Raw genomic sequence first — 17,647 nt, forward strand, 5'->3', positions numbered from 1 at the left:
AGGGAGTGTGGCCTTGGCTTCGGTGACGGCCTTAAAAAAGAATCAGGAATATCCAACCTGGTTTAAGCATCATGTCCTTGAGTTTAAACTGGTTGCGTAAAATACACCTGCACAGGTGGAAATTTTTGCTTTGTTAAAGAATTGCTGGAGTTTTTTTTATGGAAGTTGGATTAAAGGGGCTGGCATTCATCGGGAATCGTTGATTCCTGTATCCGGGTATCTGTTTTCGAGGGGAAAATATGGAAATGCAGGGTTACGCTCATCCCAAATTCTGGCGGGTCGCCAAGGTTTTTGAACAACAATTACAGCATATTCGCGGAGGCGCCGCGGCCTGTGTGTATTATCAGGGTGAACCTGTTGTTGACGTATGGGGCGGGGTCATGGACGCGCAGGGGAATCCATGGAAAAAAGATACTCTGGCCCTTAGTTTTTCGACGACGAAAGGTGTGACTTCGACCTTGATCCATATTCTGGCAGACCGGGGCTTGATTGCGTATGATGAACCGATTGTTTCCTATTGGCCTGAGTTTGCGGCACATGGAAAAGAGACCATCACCATGCGGCATCTGCTGTGTCATGAATCAGGACTGTATGGCATCAAGAATATTGTAGAAGATTTTGAAGACACTCAAGACTGGCAGTTGATGGCCTCCCGACTGGCTGAAAGTGACCCGGCGCATGCTCCAGGCAGGGCCAGCGCATACCATGCGATCACCTATGGGTGGCTGTTGGGAGAAATTGCTGAAAGAGTGACTGGAAAAACGTTTGGGCAACTGATGGAAGAAATGTTGATTCAACCGCTCAAACTGGATGGGCTTTATATCGGTGTTCCTCAGGAACAGCTCAACCGTGTCGCTGAAATTATTGATCCCCCTGTCGCAAAAGCGATTCAATTTCTGGATAAAGCCTCAGATTATCATCCGGATGTGATTTTACCAAAAAATTTTCCTGTCAGTTTGAGACGCATCAAAAAAGCTCTGCTTCCCAAACATGTGGAACTCCTGTTTCACAGTGTGCCGGAATATCTCAAAGCAGCCATACCCTCAGCCAATGGGGTGTTTACAGCCCGTTCGCTGGCAAAAATGTATTCCATGCTGGCCGCAGGGGGTACGCTCGATGGGGTAAAACTCTTGTCTCAACGTACCATTTTTGAAGCAGGGCGAATCCAGAGCCGGAAATTTGACAGGGTTGTTCCGATTCCGTTTCACTGGCGGATGGGATACCACAGCATTCCGTCCATCTATGGCTTCATCCCCAAAGCCTTTGGTCATCTGGGACTTGGAGGTTCAGGCGGTTGGGCTGATCCGGCCCGTAACCTTTCCTTTGGCATGGTTATTTCTGATAGCTGGATTGGTATGCCCCGAACTGAAATGAAAGCAACAATCGTGGGCAGTGCCGCACACCGTTCGGTGTGATTCACAATGTTGCGCGGGGGCGACCCGGTCGCCCTCTTTCATCCACTTAAAGAATTATTCCCTCTTCTGTATTGATCATGAAAAATAAACTACTTCTATGCGTTCTGGTATTCAATGTGACCCTTCTGGAAATATTTGTGTTTGAATATGCACAGTTTCTTGCATCGTCCTTCCTGTCAGATTTGAATATTCGCGTCCTTCTGGGGTCACTCATCGGCATCCTGAACACAAGTCTGCTGTTTTATCTGTATCGACATTATGAACGCCTGCATGATGCGTTGCGCCAAAGTAACAATGACCTGAGGCAGGAACACCAGACCCGGCAACGCACTGAAAAAACCCTTAATCATATTTTATCCGTCACCACAGAAGGTTATATTCATCTGGATCTGTCCTCACACATCATTGAGGTCAATCCTTCTGTTTCTACAATTCTTGGTGTGCCCATGGACAGCCTTCTTCATCAGAGCTTGTTTAATTTTATTGAAGATGGTCCTGCGGAAGACGCAATGCTCCATCAGTTGGATCTGCTGAAGTTAGGACGCAAATGCAATTTTGAAATAGAACTGGTGCATGACCAGAAATTCAAGGTTTCCTGTCTGTTTCATGCCAATCCGCTGATTTCGGAAAAAGGTGATTTTATTGGTTTTTTCGCGATGATCACGGATATTTCAAAACAAAAACACATTGAGAAATCACTCCGATCAAACAAGGCCGATCTTGAACAGGAAGTGGGGAAAAAGCTTCAGGAACTGCAAACCATGAATCAGCAATTGCAGGAGGAAATCGCCGAGCGCAAAAAAACAGAAACAGCCCTGCGGGAAAGCGAGGAACATTACCGTTTGGTCACGGAAGCCGCCACTGACGCGTTTGTCACCTTTGATGAATCCGGAAAAATATTGTTCGTGAACCATGTGACTGAAAATTTGTTTGGTTATTCCACTGAAGAGTTGCTTGGCATGCCGGTGATGCGTCTGCTCATGGATCTGTCAGAGATTCATCATCTGCTGGAGGGTTTGTATGTGCGCAATGAGATTATTCCGTATAACTCCAAAGAAATCACCGGGGTTCATAAATCCCGGGTGGAGATTCCCCTCGAAGTGTCGCTTGGAGTGTCTTACAAAAGCAATCATCCCCTGTTTACAGGTATCTTCAGAAACATCAAAAACAGAAAAGAGGTAGAAAAAGAATTGATCGAACTGGCAACCGCGGTGGAACAAGCCGCGGAAACCATTGTGATCACAGATGTCGATGGAAACATTAAATACGCGAATCCGGCCTTTGAACAATCCAGCGGGTATTTTCGGCATGATGTGCTGGGGAAAAATCCCAGAATATTGAAAAGCGGTCGGCACGATCAGGCGTTTTATCAGAAAATGTGGAGCAAAATATTGACGGGAGATGTCTGGCGGGGGCGCATCACCAATCGCAAAAAATCAGGCATGCTGTATGAAGAGGAAATGACCATTTCGCCCATCAGAAATGACTTGGGCCTTATCACCAATTTTGTGGGTGTCAAACGAGACATCACCCATGAAATCGAACTGGAACAACAAGTGCGTCAATCACAGAAAATGCAGGCGATTGGAACACTGGCCGGTGGAATTGCCCATGATTTCAATAATATTCTGTATGCCATGATGGGTTATACAGAAATGACAAGGGATGATCTCCCCCCTGATTCTAAACTTGCCGGATATCTTGACCAGGTGATGCTGGCAGGAAAGAGAGCCAAAGATCTGGTTCAGCAAATCCTGACCTTCAGTCGGCAGAGTCAGGAGGAAATCCATGAAGTGATGGTGATGCCCATTTTGAAAGAAACCCTGAAGTTTTTACGGGCCACTTTGCCCACAACCATCCGTATTGATCAGCAACTGGATTTGCAAAATGGACAGGTCATGGCAGACCCGACCCATCTCCACCAGATCATCATGAATCTTTGTACAAATTCGGCCTATGCCATGCGTGAAAAAGATGGTGTGTTGAGCATTAAACTTGAGCAAACAGAGATTGATTCTACCAACAAGAATTTGATTCCGCTGTCCGTTGGAAAATACCTGAAATTAACAGTCCAGGACACTGGAACCGGTATGTCCCGGGAAGTTAAGGACAGAATATTCGAACCGTTTTTCACCACAAAACCTGTCGGCGAAGGTACCGGAATGGGGCTGTCGGTTGTGCATGGACTCGTTCAGAAATACAAGGGCTATATTTCTGTTGATAGCCAGGAAGGAAGAGGAACCTCTATCTCTGTTTTTCTGCCCCTGATTGAAAAAGGTTCAGAACAACCGGTTATCCCGACGGACCGCTTGAATCATAAAGGCCATGGACGCATCCTGCTGGTGGATGATGAATCGAGTTTGCTGGAATTGATTCTCAAAATTCTCAAACGAATGGGCTATGAAGTGACAGCCACAGCACAAAGTTTGAAAGCTCTGGAAATCTTCAGCGACAGCCCTGAAGCGTTCGACCTGATCGTGACAGACCACACCATGCCCCATCTTACCGGTGTGCAACTGGCACAAAAAATTCACCAGATCCGTGCGGATATTCCCGTTATTTTAACAACAGGTTATCACTCTTCCGAGCATCTTGTCATAGATCAACAGGACATCCATGCCATCTTGCAGAAACCGGTTGACAGAAATCTGCTGGGACAAACCATTCAACGGTGTCTCAATTCTCAGAATAAACAAACCCTGCAAAATAAGTAGAGACTTACAAATTGTGCGTCTCTACAGATGAAACGTTGCATTGCAGAGACGTAGAGACTTACAAATTGTGCGTCTCTACAGATGAAACATTGCATTGCAGAGACGTAGAGACGCACAAATTGTGCGTCTCGTGCAAAACCATGATCCCTATTGAAGCAGAGACGTAGAGACTTACAAATTGTGCGTCTCTACAGATGAAACATTGCATTGCAGAGACGTAGAGACTTACAATTTGTGCGTCTTGTGCAAAACCATGATCCCTATTGAAAAGGAAGATGTTTGTTGCGGGGGAGACTTTTCCAGGCATTTCCGGCATGTTTTGTGGAACTCCACAGCAATCCCGTAATCAGCAAGGACGAGGTCAGGCACCAGATACAGGTAGCCCCAATGATGAAAGGTTCTAAAAAGGTCAGGTAAATTGCAAACAGGGTTCCTGCAAGCGATATTCCCCAGAGAAGTAATGCCCAGAAGGGTTTCCAGGCGGGAATCCCGTAATATTGAAACAACCATATTGCCAGGATGAGTCCATAGCCTACAACCCCTGCAACCCCGACAGGAAGCCAGCCCCACAGATAGGCATAGGAACTCTGCTGAACAGTATTGCAGTCGCCGACAGGACCACAAATTGCGACAGAATGGGATATCTCAAGATAGGAGAGATAAGTTGCAACCATGATTCCCAAAACCGCAAGCACCGGGATTTTGCGGGGCAGTCTGGTTTCGGCAAGATTTTCAGGGGCGTTTCGAAACAAATAACCAACACCTCCCAAACTCAGGATCATCCCCACCAGCACAATCACAGCCAAGGTGTTTCCTGCGGGATCGGCAAGAAAATTCTGCAGAAAAGAACGTTCTTCAGCGGAAGCCTCAAAATCCGGTTGAGTCCATTTTTCGTCCAGACCGGGAACGGTCGGCCAAGTGAGGCCTCCCTGCTGGAGTCCTGCTTCAATCAAACCTGTCAAACTGGCAGGAATCTCCAGGGCACCCACCAGGATTGTATCTCCAAGAATCAAGGTTGGCACTCCCCAGCGTTCTTTGGGAATATTGAAATGAGCGATGGTATTCTGGTAGAGTTGCTTGCCTTCCGGAGTTGAAATATTGACGGTCGCAATTTGCAACTGTTTGCCATATTTCTGGAGGAGGGGCGGTAAATACTCTGTCATTATCTGATGACAATGTGGGCATGTGGGCGAAAAAAACAGAACAGCCTGAATGACAGGTTGCTTGCTCAACACCACAGGGCTGTTCATTCCCAGTAGAAGCACGATCAGTAGTCCTGTTCTTTGTATCCTTGCTCGCATTTGTACCTTTTATTTGACGGGATCTTCATTAGGCACAAATTCGCAGGAAGCGGCTTCTACCTTTGGTTGAGCACAGTCAGATTCTGCCGTTTTTTCTTCTATTTTCTGAGCTGTTTTTTCGGATGGAGCCATTGGAGTTTTTAATTCTTCATCTGAATTTTCCTGATTTATCCGGTCCACTGGAGTTGCTTGAGGAGCAATGGAATTATTTTCTTTTTTCTCACAAGATATGAGGATCATTGAGAAAAACACGATGATCGGGATTGAACAGTATTTAATTTTTTTTATTACGCTCATAGCCTTTGTCTCCTGTTTCCTGTGTCTTCGTAGAAAAGTTACCTATCAACTTATATTTGGAAGTGGTGTCCTCTTGACCAACTGGAGAGAACTTGAATACTGTAAAATCAGCAACTTAAAAAGTTCAAGATCCCTCTCATGCGTTCTGGATGACAAAAAAACACAATTGCGCGACTGTGACTGTGTTACTTCCCTGAGCAGGAGAAAATTCACAAGCCCTTAAATCCCAATAAGGCTGGTCTGAAAAGTTTATAAGCGCTCAGGACATGATGATCTTGAAGGCTCAGATTGACCATGATAAGGGTGTACCATCTTTCTGTAATTCATACAGGATCGGGCCTGCCGGGATAATAAAAGCGCAGACTCATGCATCACCAGACAACTGAACCTAAAGAGTCAACGCCTATGAACAGTTTAACAGGATTTGTCATTAAATTCATGTACCGCATTGTCAAACATGTGGATATCGGGGAACTCGCAAAAGCAATCAATCAGATCTATCTGGATCACCCTGATTTCACCACAGATCTGCTTGGAAAAATTGATCCCGTCAATATGGGAAAATCTTCTTCCAAATTTCTTGAGAGCTACCCTGATTACCTGTGCAAACTGATGAGTGCCATTGATCCGCGTCTTGTGGGGAATTTTGTCAACCAGATTTTCACCCAGGAACCAGACTATCTTCCAACGCTTGTTTCCCGGATTCAACCTGAATCACTGGGTGAGTTCATGAACAGACTGATGACGCTGAATCCTGAGTTTGTTTCCAAACTGGTTGGAAATATTGCCCCGGAAAAACTTGGACAAGCCTTGAAACATTTGCTTGAAACCAGACCTGAATTTTTTAGGGAAATTCTGGAAAAAGCAGACCCCGAATTATTACAAAAACTGGTTTCACCCCAATCCTGATCAACCCTGTTATCTGAAGGAATGCAATGTCCGGATTTTATGATAAACTGAATGAAGTGGTTCAACTTAAAAAAAGCTGGTTATGTGTCGGGTTGGATCCTGTTCTGGAAAAATTGCCTGAAGGCATCGAAAAATCCCCTCAGGGAGTATTGCGATTTCTCAGGGAAATCATCAATGCGACGGCCCGTTGGACGCCGGTGTATAAACCCAATTTTGCCTATTTTGAGGCCTTGGGCCCTGAAGGCATGTCGGTCCTGAAACAAATCATCGAGGAAATTCCAGCCGGGGCATTGGTGATTGGTGATGCCAAACGGGGAGATGTCGGGCATTCCTCAGCCATGTATGCCAAAACCCTGTTTGAAACTTTCGGTTGTGACGCGGCGACAGTTTCACCGTATCAGGGGTATGACTCGGTTGAACCTTTTCTCAGTTATCGGGATAAGGGAACCTTTGTTTTGTGCATCACATCCAATTCAGGTGCGGATGATTTTCAAAGGCCTGCGGATCTGTATCTGAAAGTTGCCCAAAAGGTGTGTGAGTGGAATCAGTTCGGAAATTGTGGTTTGGTCGTTGGTGCTACCCGGCCAGAGTTGGTAGAAAAAGTCAGAAGTGTTTCCGGACCCATGCCGTTTTTGATTCCGGGCGTGGGCACACAGGGGGGGAGTCTGGAAAACACGCTACAAAATGTTGCCGATGGGACCCCTATCCCGGCCCTGATCAATGCCTCACGGGCAATTTTGTACAGCTCCTCCGGCAGAGATTTTGCGGAACAGGCGGCCATTGCCGCTGAAGAATTATGGAACCAGATCAACCAGTGTCGCCTTTGACATCTGGTCATGACTCCGCAGAATTCTTTAGTCTTGCGATCAAACTGGAGGTATCCCAGCGTTTGCCTCCCATTTTCTCAATTTCCGCATAAAATTGATCGACCAGCGCTGTTAAGGGCAGAGATGTTCCGATATGACGGGCTTCTTCCAGCGCGATTCTTAAATCCTTGCGCATCCATTCCACCGCAAAACCAAAATCGAAACGGCCTTCCAGCATGTTCAAATATCGGTTTTCCATCTGCCACGACTGTGCGGCACCTTGTGAGATAACATCCACGACCGCATGCGGATCCAGACCTGCGGAAACCGCAAAATTCAACCCCTCTGCCAAGCCTTGAATAATCCCGCCGATACAGATCTGATTCACCATTTTTGTCAATTGGCCATAGCCTGAAGGTCCCATGAGGCGTACAATCCTGGAATAGACTCTTATTGCCGGTTCTGCTTTGGACAACGCATCCTGTTCGCCGCCCACCATCACACTCAATCTCCCTTTTTCAGCACCGGACTGTCCACCGGAAACCGGCGCGTCCAGAAAATCAAATCCCCGGCTTTGTGCCTGTTGAGCCAATTCTCGAGCAACCTGGGCGGAGGTGGTGGTATGATCCACAAACACGGATCCGGGTTTCATTCTGGAAAACGCTCCCTCGGGTCCCAAGGTGATTTCAAGAATATCTTCATCTCTGCCGACACAGGCAAACACCAGATCCGCATTTTCAGCGGCCTGTGCGGGCGTTTCGCGAACCTCGCCGCCAAACTCAGCCACCCACTTCACAGCTTTTTCCCGGGTGCGATTATAAACCGTAACCGAATACCCGGTATTTTGCAGACGTCCCGCCATGGGATAGCCCATGACACCCAGACCAATAAACGCAACGTGTTGACTCATGGTTTCTCCTCTACCAGAATTCCATTATGTTTCAAAAGGGGAAGGATGCTTGGACTCCGTCCGCGAAACTCTTCAAACAGTTCCATCGGATCATGACTTCCCCCGGGTTCAAGGATTGAATGTAAAAAATCGCCACCGGTTTCAGGATTAAAAATGCCTTCTTCTTCAAACCTTGAGAAGGCGTCACTCGAAAGCACTTCGGCCCATTTGTAACTGTAATATCCTGCGGCGTAGCCGCCTGCGAAAATATGCGTAAAGCCATGCTGGAACCGATTGTAGGGAACAACCGGAACCACGGATACGTTACTGCGGACCTCATCCAGAATTTGCTGGACCCGTCCACCATGTGCGGGCTGATATTCCTGATGAATCCTGAAATCGAACAGTGAAAATTCCAGTTGACGCATCATTTGCATGGCAGACTGGAAATTTCTGGCTTTCAACAGACGTTGCAGTTTTTCCGGAGGCAATGGCTCACCTGTTTCATAATGGGCTGAAACGAGTTTGAGCGCGTCTTCCTGCCACAACCAGTTTTCCATGAATTGACTGGGCAGTTCCACTGCATCCCAGGGAACACCATTGACCCCGGCCACATCAGGATAATCCACCAGTGTCAGCATGTGATGCAGGCCATGACCGAATTCATGAAACAGAGTTTGAACTTCATCATGGGTGAACAATGCGGGTTTGTTGCCAGAGGGTTTATTCAGATTGCACACCAGATACGCCACCGGGCTTTGCAATACCTGATCACTTTTCCTGAAACGGGACATGCACTGGTCCATCCATGCCCCGCCCCGCTTATGCTGGCGGGCATACAGATCCAGATAAAAACTGCCCCGATGATTTTCAAATTCATCAAATATCTGAAAAAAACGCACAGATTCATGCCAGACATGCTCCGTAGGTGCTTCCCTGATGTCAAGACCATACAGGCGTTTTACAATTTCAAACAAGCCTTCCAACACCCGGTTTTCAGGAAAATAAGGCCTGAATTCTTCACTGGATACCGCATAGCGTTCCTGTTTCAGTTTTTCCGAAAAATACGCCAGATCCCAGGAAGCCAGGTCGGATTGGCCAAATTTTGTTTCGGCAAATTCCTTGAGTTCTGCCATTTCTTTCATGGCGCTGGCTTTGGAACGATTCGCCAGATCTGTGAGAAAATTTAATACCTGTTCCGGATTGGACGCGGTTTTGGTGACCAGTGACAGTTCTGCGTAATTGGAAAATCCCAGCATTTGAGCCTTTTCATGTTTCAATGCCAGTAATTCTTCCATGATCCTGGTGTTGTCCCATTTTCCGGCAAACGGCCCCTGATCTGAAGCCCGTGTGACATACGCCGTATAGATTTCTTGCCGGAGTGCCCTGTTATCCGCATAGGTAATCACTGCCAGATAGCTGGGAATTTCCAACGTGATCAGATATCCCTCCATAGCCCGTGATTTCGCGGTTTCAGCCGCGTTTTCCAGTGCGGATTCCGGCAGTCCCTGCAACCCCTCCGTTGTGGGGAAATGCTTGGTCCAGGCCATGGTCGCATCCAGCACATGATTGCTGAACGTATTGGACAGTTCGGCCAGTCGTTGCTGAATTGCCCTGTAGCGGGTTTTTTCTTTTTCAGGCAAGCTGACTCCGGATAATTTGAAATCTCGCAGGGCATTCTGAATGATTTTCTTTTTCACATTATCCAGTTCCTGATATTCCGCACTTTCAGATACTTGCAAAATGGCCTGGTACAACCCGGAATGCTGTCCCAATTCTGAGGAATATTCAGACAGTCTCGCGATACAGTGATTGTACACTTCACGTAATTCGTCATTGTTGGCCACCGCGTTCAGATGACTGATGGGCGACCAGATGCGGCTCAGATGATTGTCATCTTCGGCCAGAGGATGCATCAGATTATCCCATGAATAGTGAACTGAAGCCGCAAGGAGTTCTTCCAGATGAGCCTTGTTCCGGTCAATGACAGCATCCAGCGCTTCCTTCATGTTTGCCGGTGTGATTTCCTTGAAGGGGGGCAATCCTTTCATACGCTGAAGTGGGTTGAACATAGATCTCCTGTTTTGAATGAAATATGAAAAATCAGTGAGGTTTGAATTTTACTCCGAACCCGGATTCAATTGTTGCTGAAGTTGTTCAGCGACACGGTTGGTTTGTTTGGTATAATATTGATGAAATTCCATCATCAGCGATTGGCCCTTTTTCAACAAGGCCTGGGCATTGGCGTCATTGGGTTTTTTCATAAGGCCCGCCAGTCCTTTTGCCATGTTTTCCGCTCCTGCCTGAAATTTATCCCGGAACATTTGCGCAAATTCAGAATCCACACTTTTCAGAAATTTTTCGGAAGTGAGTTTGGCATAATCCCGGATATAAATGAAATCCTGAACCAGTTTCAGCATTTCTTCAGGCGTTTTGGGGAAGTCCTGCTGTTGGACCTGCGCCCATTTCGCAAAACTTTTGGTCATGTTGTCAACAGCCTGAAAATCTTCCGGTGAAATTTGCGGAATAATCTGGGCCAAAACCGGAAAGCCTGAAAAGAGCATGAAAACCACGATAAACATCACTCGCATGACTGCCTCCTTTGTGCCTGGGCAAGACGTTCTTCAATTACGGGTTTGAGGATTTTATAAAGATCATCCAGATGGTTTCTTACCCGTGTGATGGATTCGACATCCAGATCCTGAACCAGAAATTCCACATAACTGCTGATCAACTCCGGAGAAACCCTGCTTTTAAGTTCTGTCAGCAACTGGTCCACGGTTCGGACGCCCGCATTGATCCAGTTTGGAATGGCCCCCACCACACCCAGCGAAATTTCAGGTTCGTTCCATACAATAGTTTTGATGGTTTCCGGCAACTTATCCAGCGGAATATTCCGGATCCAACGGGCCGCTGTGCGCCGCACCCGATTTTCTGTGAAGAATGTCTGGGTGGTATGACTGATCATTTCCATAATTCCATCATGACTGATTATGGAATGTATGAATTCATCCACATGTTTTTTAATATCTTTTTCATGAAGAAATGATTCAATGAAGCCTAATAACCCCAAGTCTTCAAGTGCCATAATGCGTCCTGTACAGAAGGCTTTTCAAATATATTTTTAGGGGATTCAGTTCAAAAAAACTGAGAACTGAAAGCTGAGAACTTACCACTGTCGAACAATTTAATAAAATTTCCACGGAAGAAATTCAAAATTATTTTTTATAAAAAATCGCACAGGAACCCATTATGATCAAACCTTATAAGTACCCGACTATAAATCTTTAAACATTTTTTCTGGTTCCCTACCTCTGGTGCAAGGCTGTTAAGTTAGAAATTACCTGCGAGAAAATCCCCCTTTTCAAAGTGGGCATGGGGGATTTAAAGCTCAGAATAACATCCCCCTAACCCCCTTAAACCAAGGGGGAATTGGTGCCAGTGACTTCACAGGGCTTAACTTAACAGACGTGTACCTCTTGGTGGGGAACCCTCTATCCTACCTCCGGTATTTTGCCAATGAGCCAAGGGTACCAGAGGTGCATTGTGGATGATTCGTTGAGGGCTTTTGCCGGCAAACTGGAGTTATACACTTTGTCTTGCGGCGAGGCCCTTGGCCTGAATACTCACGCCGGTATGGAAAATAGAGAGCTGAGAAGAATTCCTAAGTTGACGACATTGGGGGGCACGTAGGGGCAGACCTGTGTGTCTGCCAAAGATCAAGGCGACCACACAGGTTCGCCCCTACATATTGTGGCCGAAAACAGGATCACCCCTCAGAGCGGCAATCATATCCGGCAGAAGCGTCTCATCCATTAAACCTGGCGGCTCGCTGAATGAGTTTATCCAGCCCCGGTTCTTTCGGGTTGAGCGGGGTTCCGGGGTGAATACACTCTGCGGGACATTTTTCAGCCGCAGATACCAGATGTTTGAACGTTCCTGCGAGCGGATTTTTAATCATGGCAAGTTTGTCTTCATTGTACCCGAACATCGTCGAATTGACGGCAATACAATCCCCGCAGGAAGTGCATAACACGGATTCAATCCAGGGTGCTTCAGAAGCAGGTCCTGAGGTTGCAGGACCTGTTTTTGATTCAGGCTCCGCGTTCGTGGAAAATGTCGGCGATTTATCGTCACGCGGTGATACCGTTGCAGAGTGCATCGGTGCGGACGTTGCAGAAAAAACAGACTCGCCCGCATCGAGATTCAACAGAGTTCGAGCCAGATTTTCCATTGTCTGCCGTGCGGCATTCTGACTGACTTGCTGAATTTTTCGGGCATGTGCCTGTTCCAGTTCTTCAATTTTTTGTTCATATTCCTGCGACACCTCCCTGCGTGCTTTTTCGGCGGCAATCTCGGCGTGATAATTTCTGGTTCCGCCAAGATCCTGGAGCATGTGCCAGAAATCGAGCCGTTCCTTGCAGGTTCTTACAATGGCAAAAGAAACCAGCACCCGGTGGATCTTGCCCTCCGTATCAGCCATCCAGATAAACGGGCGTTGCCGATAATACTGCTCCTGTGGACCTTGAAGAAATTCCTGCAACGGCACCATTTCGGGTTTCACACAAGCATCTGGAACAAGCAGAAAGTTGGACCGAAATTCCGGAATCAGCGACGCATAGTCCGCAAACGTGAAGTCAAAGCCACGCGACTGGTTTTGCCCTGCATCAGTCTCGATCATGATTTCATACTCCGGCCAGTCCTCAAAGGCGGACGGATTGATGTCTGTTGAAAAACGACTTCCCCACAACAAACCTTTTTCTGGATCATAACTGAACAGGGGAAATTCCCGGCCTTCAATGGCCGCATGTGTCAATAACCATGGTTGCAGTTCGTCAGAAGACCATGAAGGACTGGATAAAACATACAACAACGCTGATTTGGCGATGTTCAGGCCTCTGGTGATGGAAGTGACACAATGCTGGATGAGTGCGGTTGACGCTTGAGCGACATAGGTTTGTCGATGAGAAACAGCCACTTCGCCCAGTTCCAGACGGAGGGTGTGAAGCATGTCTCCCTGTGCATCGGTGGCACTGGAACCAGACTCGGTTTTCAGGATCACGATTTTTACGGGTTTTTCACTCAAGAGCAGTCTGGAAAGATCGGAAAAGCCATTGTGCTGAATGGTGCGTTCCTCTTCAAACATCACCAGTGGCGGGCACATCTCCAGTTCTTCAACGGTCATGAATTTCCAGTCAAAATGCTCAAAATAATCATCATGGATGGATTCATCATACTGCTCCTTCAGTTCCAGTTTTCCAATTCTCAAGGCTTTGATCAGCTCAACCCATGGTTTGATATGCACCTCAAATCTTGTTTGAAGTGTCTGAAATCCCTGTTCTGAAGAATAAAATTGAGGTTTGCATTCCGGAAAAAACATCTGGAGGGCTTCGGAACAATGACGGAACGCGATTGATAGCGCCAGACTTGTTTCTGAAGCAAACAAGCGTGGAACATCATCAAAAGTTTTCAGAACATTGCGAATGCGCTCCAGACGTCTGTTGGATAACGGATTATTGGCGGATTCCGGTAGCACCCTGGACAGGGCCAGTGGATTGATAAACGCACTGCCCAAGCCCAGTGATGACTGGATTTTTTCGGGGGAATGACCTTCTTTCCCCTTGGACTGATTGATCCAGAGCATTGTTTCAAGGGGTTGCCGAAGTTTCTGGATTTGTTCCTGAATCCTGGTTTCTCTGGTTTTTGTGTCTCTTTTCAACAGTGCGGCCATGAGATAGATGGGGGTTTCCATACAGAACGGAACCCATATCCCTCCGGGAATATCCCGGAGCAACACATGGACGGAGCTGTCAAATTGTTCCTGATCGACTGGATTCCAACCATGTTTGATCTTGTCCAGAGCTTCTCCCAGAAGGGCTTTTCCTTCCAGGGGTTTGCTTTCGAGCATGACCTTGTCGCGGATCAAGGATTCCAGACGGTCCAGATTGTCTCTAAGCAACCGCCCTTCTGAAGGCGCCAGTGTTTTTTCAAGAGAACGTTCCAGCATGGTGCGCAAGGGTTGGATCACTTCATTTCCCGATGCGTTTCCATCGGTTGTCACCCACAGGGGATAATCATGGCGGATATGTACCGGCTTACGATAGAGCGACAGCAACGGCGGCAACAGGCTGGGGTCAAGAGCGCCTCCAGATCCTGTTCTCATGAAATCTCCTGCTTTTTTCCAGAATTCTTTGGACTCCGGAGTCAGCATGTCGGAAGCAGGAGGATCCTTTTGCATTTTCAGGGTTGGTTTTGCCTGAGACAAAAGGGGTTTGGAATCAATTTCAGATGGTGTCATATAGCCTCAGCAGACAAAACGTTAAACAGCGTAGCGGTCCAGTTGACGGTTCAGTGCTTCTTTTTTCTGTTCAATGGTAAAACCCATGTTATGCGCTCCATAGTCATTGTAACAGGCATTGCTGGTATTCTGATACAGCAGACCCAACGGAATCTTGTCTTCTCTTCCTGCGACTTCCCGGGCTTTGTTCAAATCAGAGGGATCATGTTCCAGAATATTCGGATACCGTTTTTCAAGAGCGGCATCCATTTGAATGCCCTTTTGATGCCTGAGCAGAAGCGAGGCGTCCGCGTCATGCGCCAAGGTTTCAAACGCATCAGCATTGAAATGCGGACAACGTTGCAGGATTCTGACAAAGGAAAATCCCTTGTGTTCATGAGCCGCCATCAGCGTGGCGTACATATGGGGCGGATTCCAGTCTGCGGTTTGGGCGACAAAGGAAACATTGCTGATTCCAAGGGTCGTGGTCAGTGGATTGATGGCGGGAAGAATGGAACCTTTGGGGTGCGTGTTGGATTTGGTTCCTATTCGTGAAGTCGGAGATGTCTGTTTTTTAGTCAGACCATAAATTTCATTGTCCAGCAACATCACGGTGAGGTCCATGTTGTAGCGGACCGCATGCACCCAGTGACCGGCGCCAATGGAGCAACAGTCGCCATCGCCGGTGGCCACAAACACATGCAGATCAGGTCTGCGGAACTTGATGCCTTCAGCCACTGGAAACGCACGGCCATGCAATCCATGGAATCCGTAAGTTTTCATGTAGTGTGGAAACCGGCTTGAACAGCCGATACCTGAGACAAAAACAGTTTTTTCAGGAGGGAGTTGACGGTCTCTGCACAACCGTTGAATTACAGTCAACACGGTGTTATCGCCACATCCCGGACACCAGCGGGGTACATTCCCTTCATAATCCTTCAAGGTGTAATATTCTTCAGGAACTTCCAGAATACAGTCTTCGGATAATCCAAACATAGAACCTCATTGTAAAAAGTGGATAATTTTTGAGAAACTTGCGCCTGAATCAGGAAATTCCCAATTCCTGTTTAATCAGATTCACAATGGATCCGGGACGGATGGGTTGTCCATGAACATTGGAGTAAAAATCCACATCCGTGAGGGTCTGTGCTCTCAGATACCACGCAAGTTGAGAATATCTGCGGTTCTCGCTGGTGATGATGGAACCATCCAGTTTATCTCCATAATTGTTTTCTACCGTCATGATTTTTTTGAACCGTTTGAACAATTCAGGCAGTCCAGGTTCAATCGGAGACAAGAATCGAAGATGGATTGACGACACACGTCCACCCATTTTCTGAACTTTCCCCACGGCTTCCTCAATAGCGCCCCGGGTAGAGCCCCAGCCAACTATCAACAAATCCCCTTCATCATTTCCCATCACTACAGGGGGTTTCAGGGAGCTTCTGAAGGTAGCGATTTTGCGACTTCGATTATCAGATGAAACCTGATTGATCGCGGCATCATAGGCCACTTTGCTGTTGGAATCATGTGCCAGACCAGTCAGTGTGTACATTCCGTTTTTTTGTCCGGGAATGGGGCGTGGAGACAAACCCGTTCCGGGATCCCATTGATAGGGTCTGACTTCAGGATTCCACGGGCTTTGATCCACTGGCGGCGCCACCCAGTCCGGGTTGAATTCAGGTCGGGGAAACGGTTGAACGCCTGTGGCAAGATTGGCATCTGTGAGCAGAATAACCGGCATGCGGAAGGCTTCTGCCAACTGTCTGGCCACAATGACAAAATGAAAACACTCTTCAATGGTTGATGCGGCCATCACTATTTTTGGCGCGTCACCGGGTTGTCCATAAAGAGCATAAAGCAGATCGCTCTGCTCGACTTTGGTGGGGAGTCCTGTCGAAGGTCCACCTCGTTGCACATCCACAATCACCAGCGGAACTTCCGCCATGACCGCCAGTCCAAGAAATTCGGTTTTCAACGCCATTCCAGGACCCGATGTGATGGTGATGGCGGTTTTTCCGGCATAGGAGGCCCCAATGGCAAATCCAATCGCGGCAATTTCATCTTCTGCCTGATGAACGAGTCCGCCCGCGGATTCAAAAAATTCTGCCAGATAATGGGATGCGGATGTCGCGGGGGTGATGGGATACATGGAACAGACTTCTATGCCGGCGGCAATCGTACCCATACCGATGGCTTCATTGCCGTTCATGACCACTTTGGGGCTGGTGTCCGATCCGGGCGGGATGTTGTATTGAAAATCAAGATGTGTCACGGCGTATTGGCGGCCGGCATTCAGCAGGTTGATATTTTTTTCGATCACATTTGCTGATTTTTTGGAAAACGTGTGTTTAATTTGTGCTTCAGCAATGGACATATCCCGATCATAAATGCCACAGAGCAGTCCCAGAACCCACATGTTTTTTCCCAGTGCGGGATTTTCCACAATTTTCTGACATTCTTCCTCCATCGGTATTTCATGGACGATCATGCCCATTGTCCGGAATTCTTCAACCGCTTGCGTGTATTGGGAAACAATTTCAGGATCAATGTGCGTGGCCCATTTATTTTCCAGTAGCAGAATTGTTCCTGCCTTGTAGGCTTTCTGGTCGATCCGCCCGTAGAGTACCTGTTCATTGAACGCAATGACAACATTCGCTTCATCCCCCATGTTGGTGACAGCCTTTGAGCCAATCCTGATGCGGATGCCGGAGGCCCCGGCTTTGGAACGAGCGGGAGGTTTTACTTCTGCGGGGATGATTTCCACAGTCCAGGTTCCATTGTTCATTTTGGCGCACAACGCACCGAAACTCTGCCCAGCTTTCTGGGCACCTTCTCCGGAATCACTCACAATTTCAATAATGTGTTCATCCAGCGTGACAGCTTTGCCTGAATCTGAAGAGGTGACTTTACTCAGAATATTCTTGATTGACATGACAACCTTCATGATAAAAGGTTAAGAATCCGAGGTGAGAATAAAACGCGTTTGCGGAAGGAAATCTTCCATATTACCTGGAATTGAAGTGGCTTATAACAGCC

The 17,647-nt window shown here is 47.3% G+C and carries 13 protein-coding genes; 4 read left to right on the forward strand and 9 right to left on the reverse strand.

What is annotated here, in order from left to right:
* The first annotated feature begins 239 nt into the window (after nt 1-239).
* Nucleotides 240-1,415, forward strand: coding sequence for a beta-lactamase family protein (locus tag HQM11_16795; protein ID MBF0352693.1), 1,176 nt, complete (start codon nt 240-242; stop codon nt 1,413-1,415).
* Between the two features lie 77 nt (nt 1,416-1,492).
* The gene (locus HQM11_16800; protein ID MBF0352694.1) at nt 1,493-4,129 is read left to right on the forward strand and encodes a PAS domain S-box protein; all 2,637 of its coding nucleotides are present in this window, start codon (nt 1,493-1,495) and stop codon (nt 4,127-4,129) included.
* Between the two features lie 260 nt (nt 4,130-4,389).
* On the opposite strand, the gene HQM11_16805 is transcribed toward HQM11_16800, so the two are convergent.
* Complete coding sequence (locus tag HQM11_16805; GenBank protein MBF0352695.1) at nt 4,390-5,430, reverse strand: vitamin K epoxide reductase; 1,041 nt, start codon at nt 5,428-5,430, stop codon at nt 4,390-4,392.
* A gap of 9 nt (nt 5,431-5,439) precedes the next feature.
* Nucleotides 5,440-5,727 carry a hypothetical protein gene (locus tag HQM11_16810; GenBank protein ID MBF0352696.1) on the reverse strand — a complete coding sequence of 96 codons (288 nt, stop codon included), beginning with the start codon at nt 5,725-5,727 and terminating at the stop codon, nt 5,440-5,442.
* A gap of 405 nt (nt 5,728-6,132) precedes the next feature.
* Here HQM11_16810 and HQM11_16815 point away from each other — a divergent pair, with 405 nt between their 5' ends.
* The gene (locus tag HQM11_16815) at nt 6,133-6,636 is read left to right on the forward strand and encodes a hypothetical protein (GenBank protein MBF0352697.1); all 504 of its coding nucleotides are present in this window, start codon (nt 6,133-6,135) and stop codon (nt 6,634-6,636) included.
* A gap of 26 nt (nt 6,637-6,662) precedes the next feature.
* Nucleotides 6,663-7,463, forward strand: a complete 801-nt coding sequence (pyrF, locus tag HQM11_16820; GenBank protein ID MBF0352698.1) for an orotidine-5'-phosphate decarboxylase — start codon at nt 6,663-6,665, stop codon at nt 7,461-7,463.
* A 7-nt stretch (nt 7,464-7,470) separates the two neighbouring features.
* Here pyrF and HQM11_16825 read toward each other — a convergent pair whose 3' ends face one another.
* The 7 genes from HQM11_16825 to HQM11_16855 form a co-directional block, all read right to left on the reverse strand.
* The gene (locus tag HQM11_16825; GenBank protein MBF0352699.1) at nt 7,471-8,352 is read right to left on the reverse strand and encodes an NAD(P)-dependent oxidoreductase; all 882 of its coding nucleotides are present in this window, start codon (nt 8,350-8,352) and stop codon (nt 7,471-7,473) included.
* A complete protein-coding gene (gene prlC / locus HQM11_16830; GenBank protein ID MBF0352700.1) occupies nt 8,349-10,403 on the reverse strand; it encodes an oligopeptidase A in 2,055 nt (684 codons plus the stop codon). Before prlC ends, HQM11_16825 begins: the two co-directional genes overlap by 4 nt.
* A 48-nt stretch (nt 10,404-10,451) precedes the next feature.
* Nucleotides 10,452-10,922 carry a hypothetical protein gene (locus tag HQM11_16835; protein MBF0352701.1) on the reverse strand — a complete coding sequence of 157 codons (471 nt, stop codon included), beginning with the start codon at nt 10,920-10,922 and terminating at the stop codon, nt 10,452-10,454.
* Complete coding sequence (locus HQM11_16840) at nt 10,913-11,419, reverse strand: hypothetical protein (GenBank protein MBF0352702.1); 507 nt, start codon at nt 11,417-11,419, stop codon at nt 10,913-10,915. The genes HQM11_16835 and HQM11_16840 overlap by 10 nt, the downstream gene beginning before the upstream one ends.
* Nucleotides 11,420-12,139: 720 nt before the next feature.
* Nucleotides 12,140-14,629, reverse strand: a complete 2,490-nt coding sequence (locus tag HQM11_16845; protein MBF0352703.1) for a hypothetical protein — start codon at nt 14,627-14,629, stop codon at nt 12,140-12,142.
* Nucleotides 14,630-14,650: 21 nt separating this feature from the next.
* Nucleotides 14,651-15,604: a 2-oxoglutarate oxidoreductase gene (locus HQM11_16850; protein MBF0352704.1), complete on the reverse strand. Its 954-nt coding sequence runs from the start codon at nt 15,602-15,604 to the stop codon at nt 14,651-14,653.
* 49 nt (nt 15,605-15,653) lie between these two features.
* Nucleotides 15,654-17,555, reverse strand: a complete 1,902-nt coding sequence (locus HQM11_16855) for a 2-oxoacid:acceptor oxidoreductase subunit alpha (GenBank protein MBF0352705.1) — start codon at nt 17,553-17,555, stop codon at nt 15,654-15,656.
* Nucleotides 17,556-17,647: the final 92 nt, after the last annotated feature.

It is taken from the genome of SAR324 cluster bacterium (assembly GCA_015232315.1).
Classification (GTDB): Bacteria; SAR324; SAR324; order SAR324; family NAC60-12; genus JADFZZ01.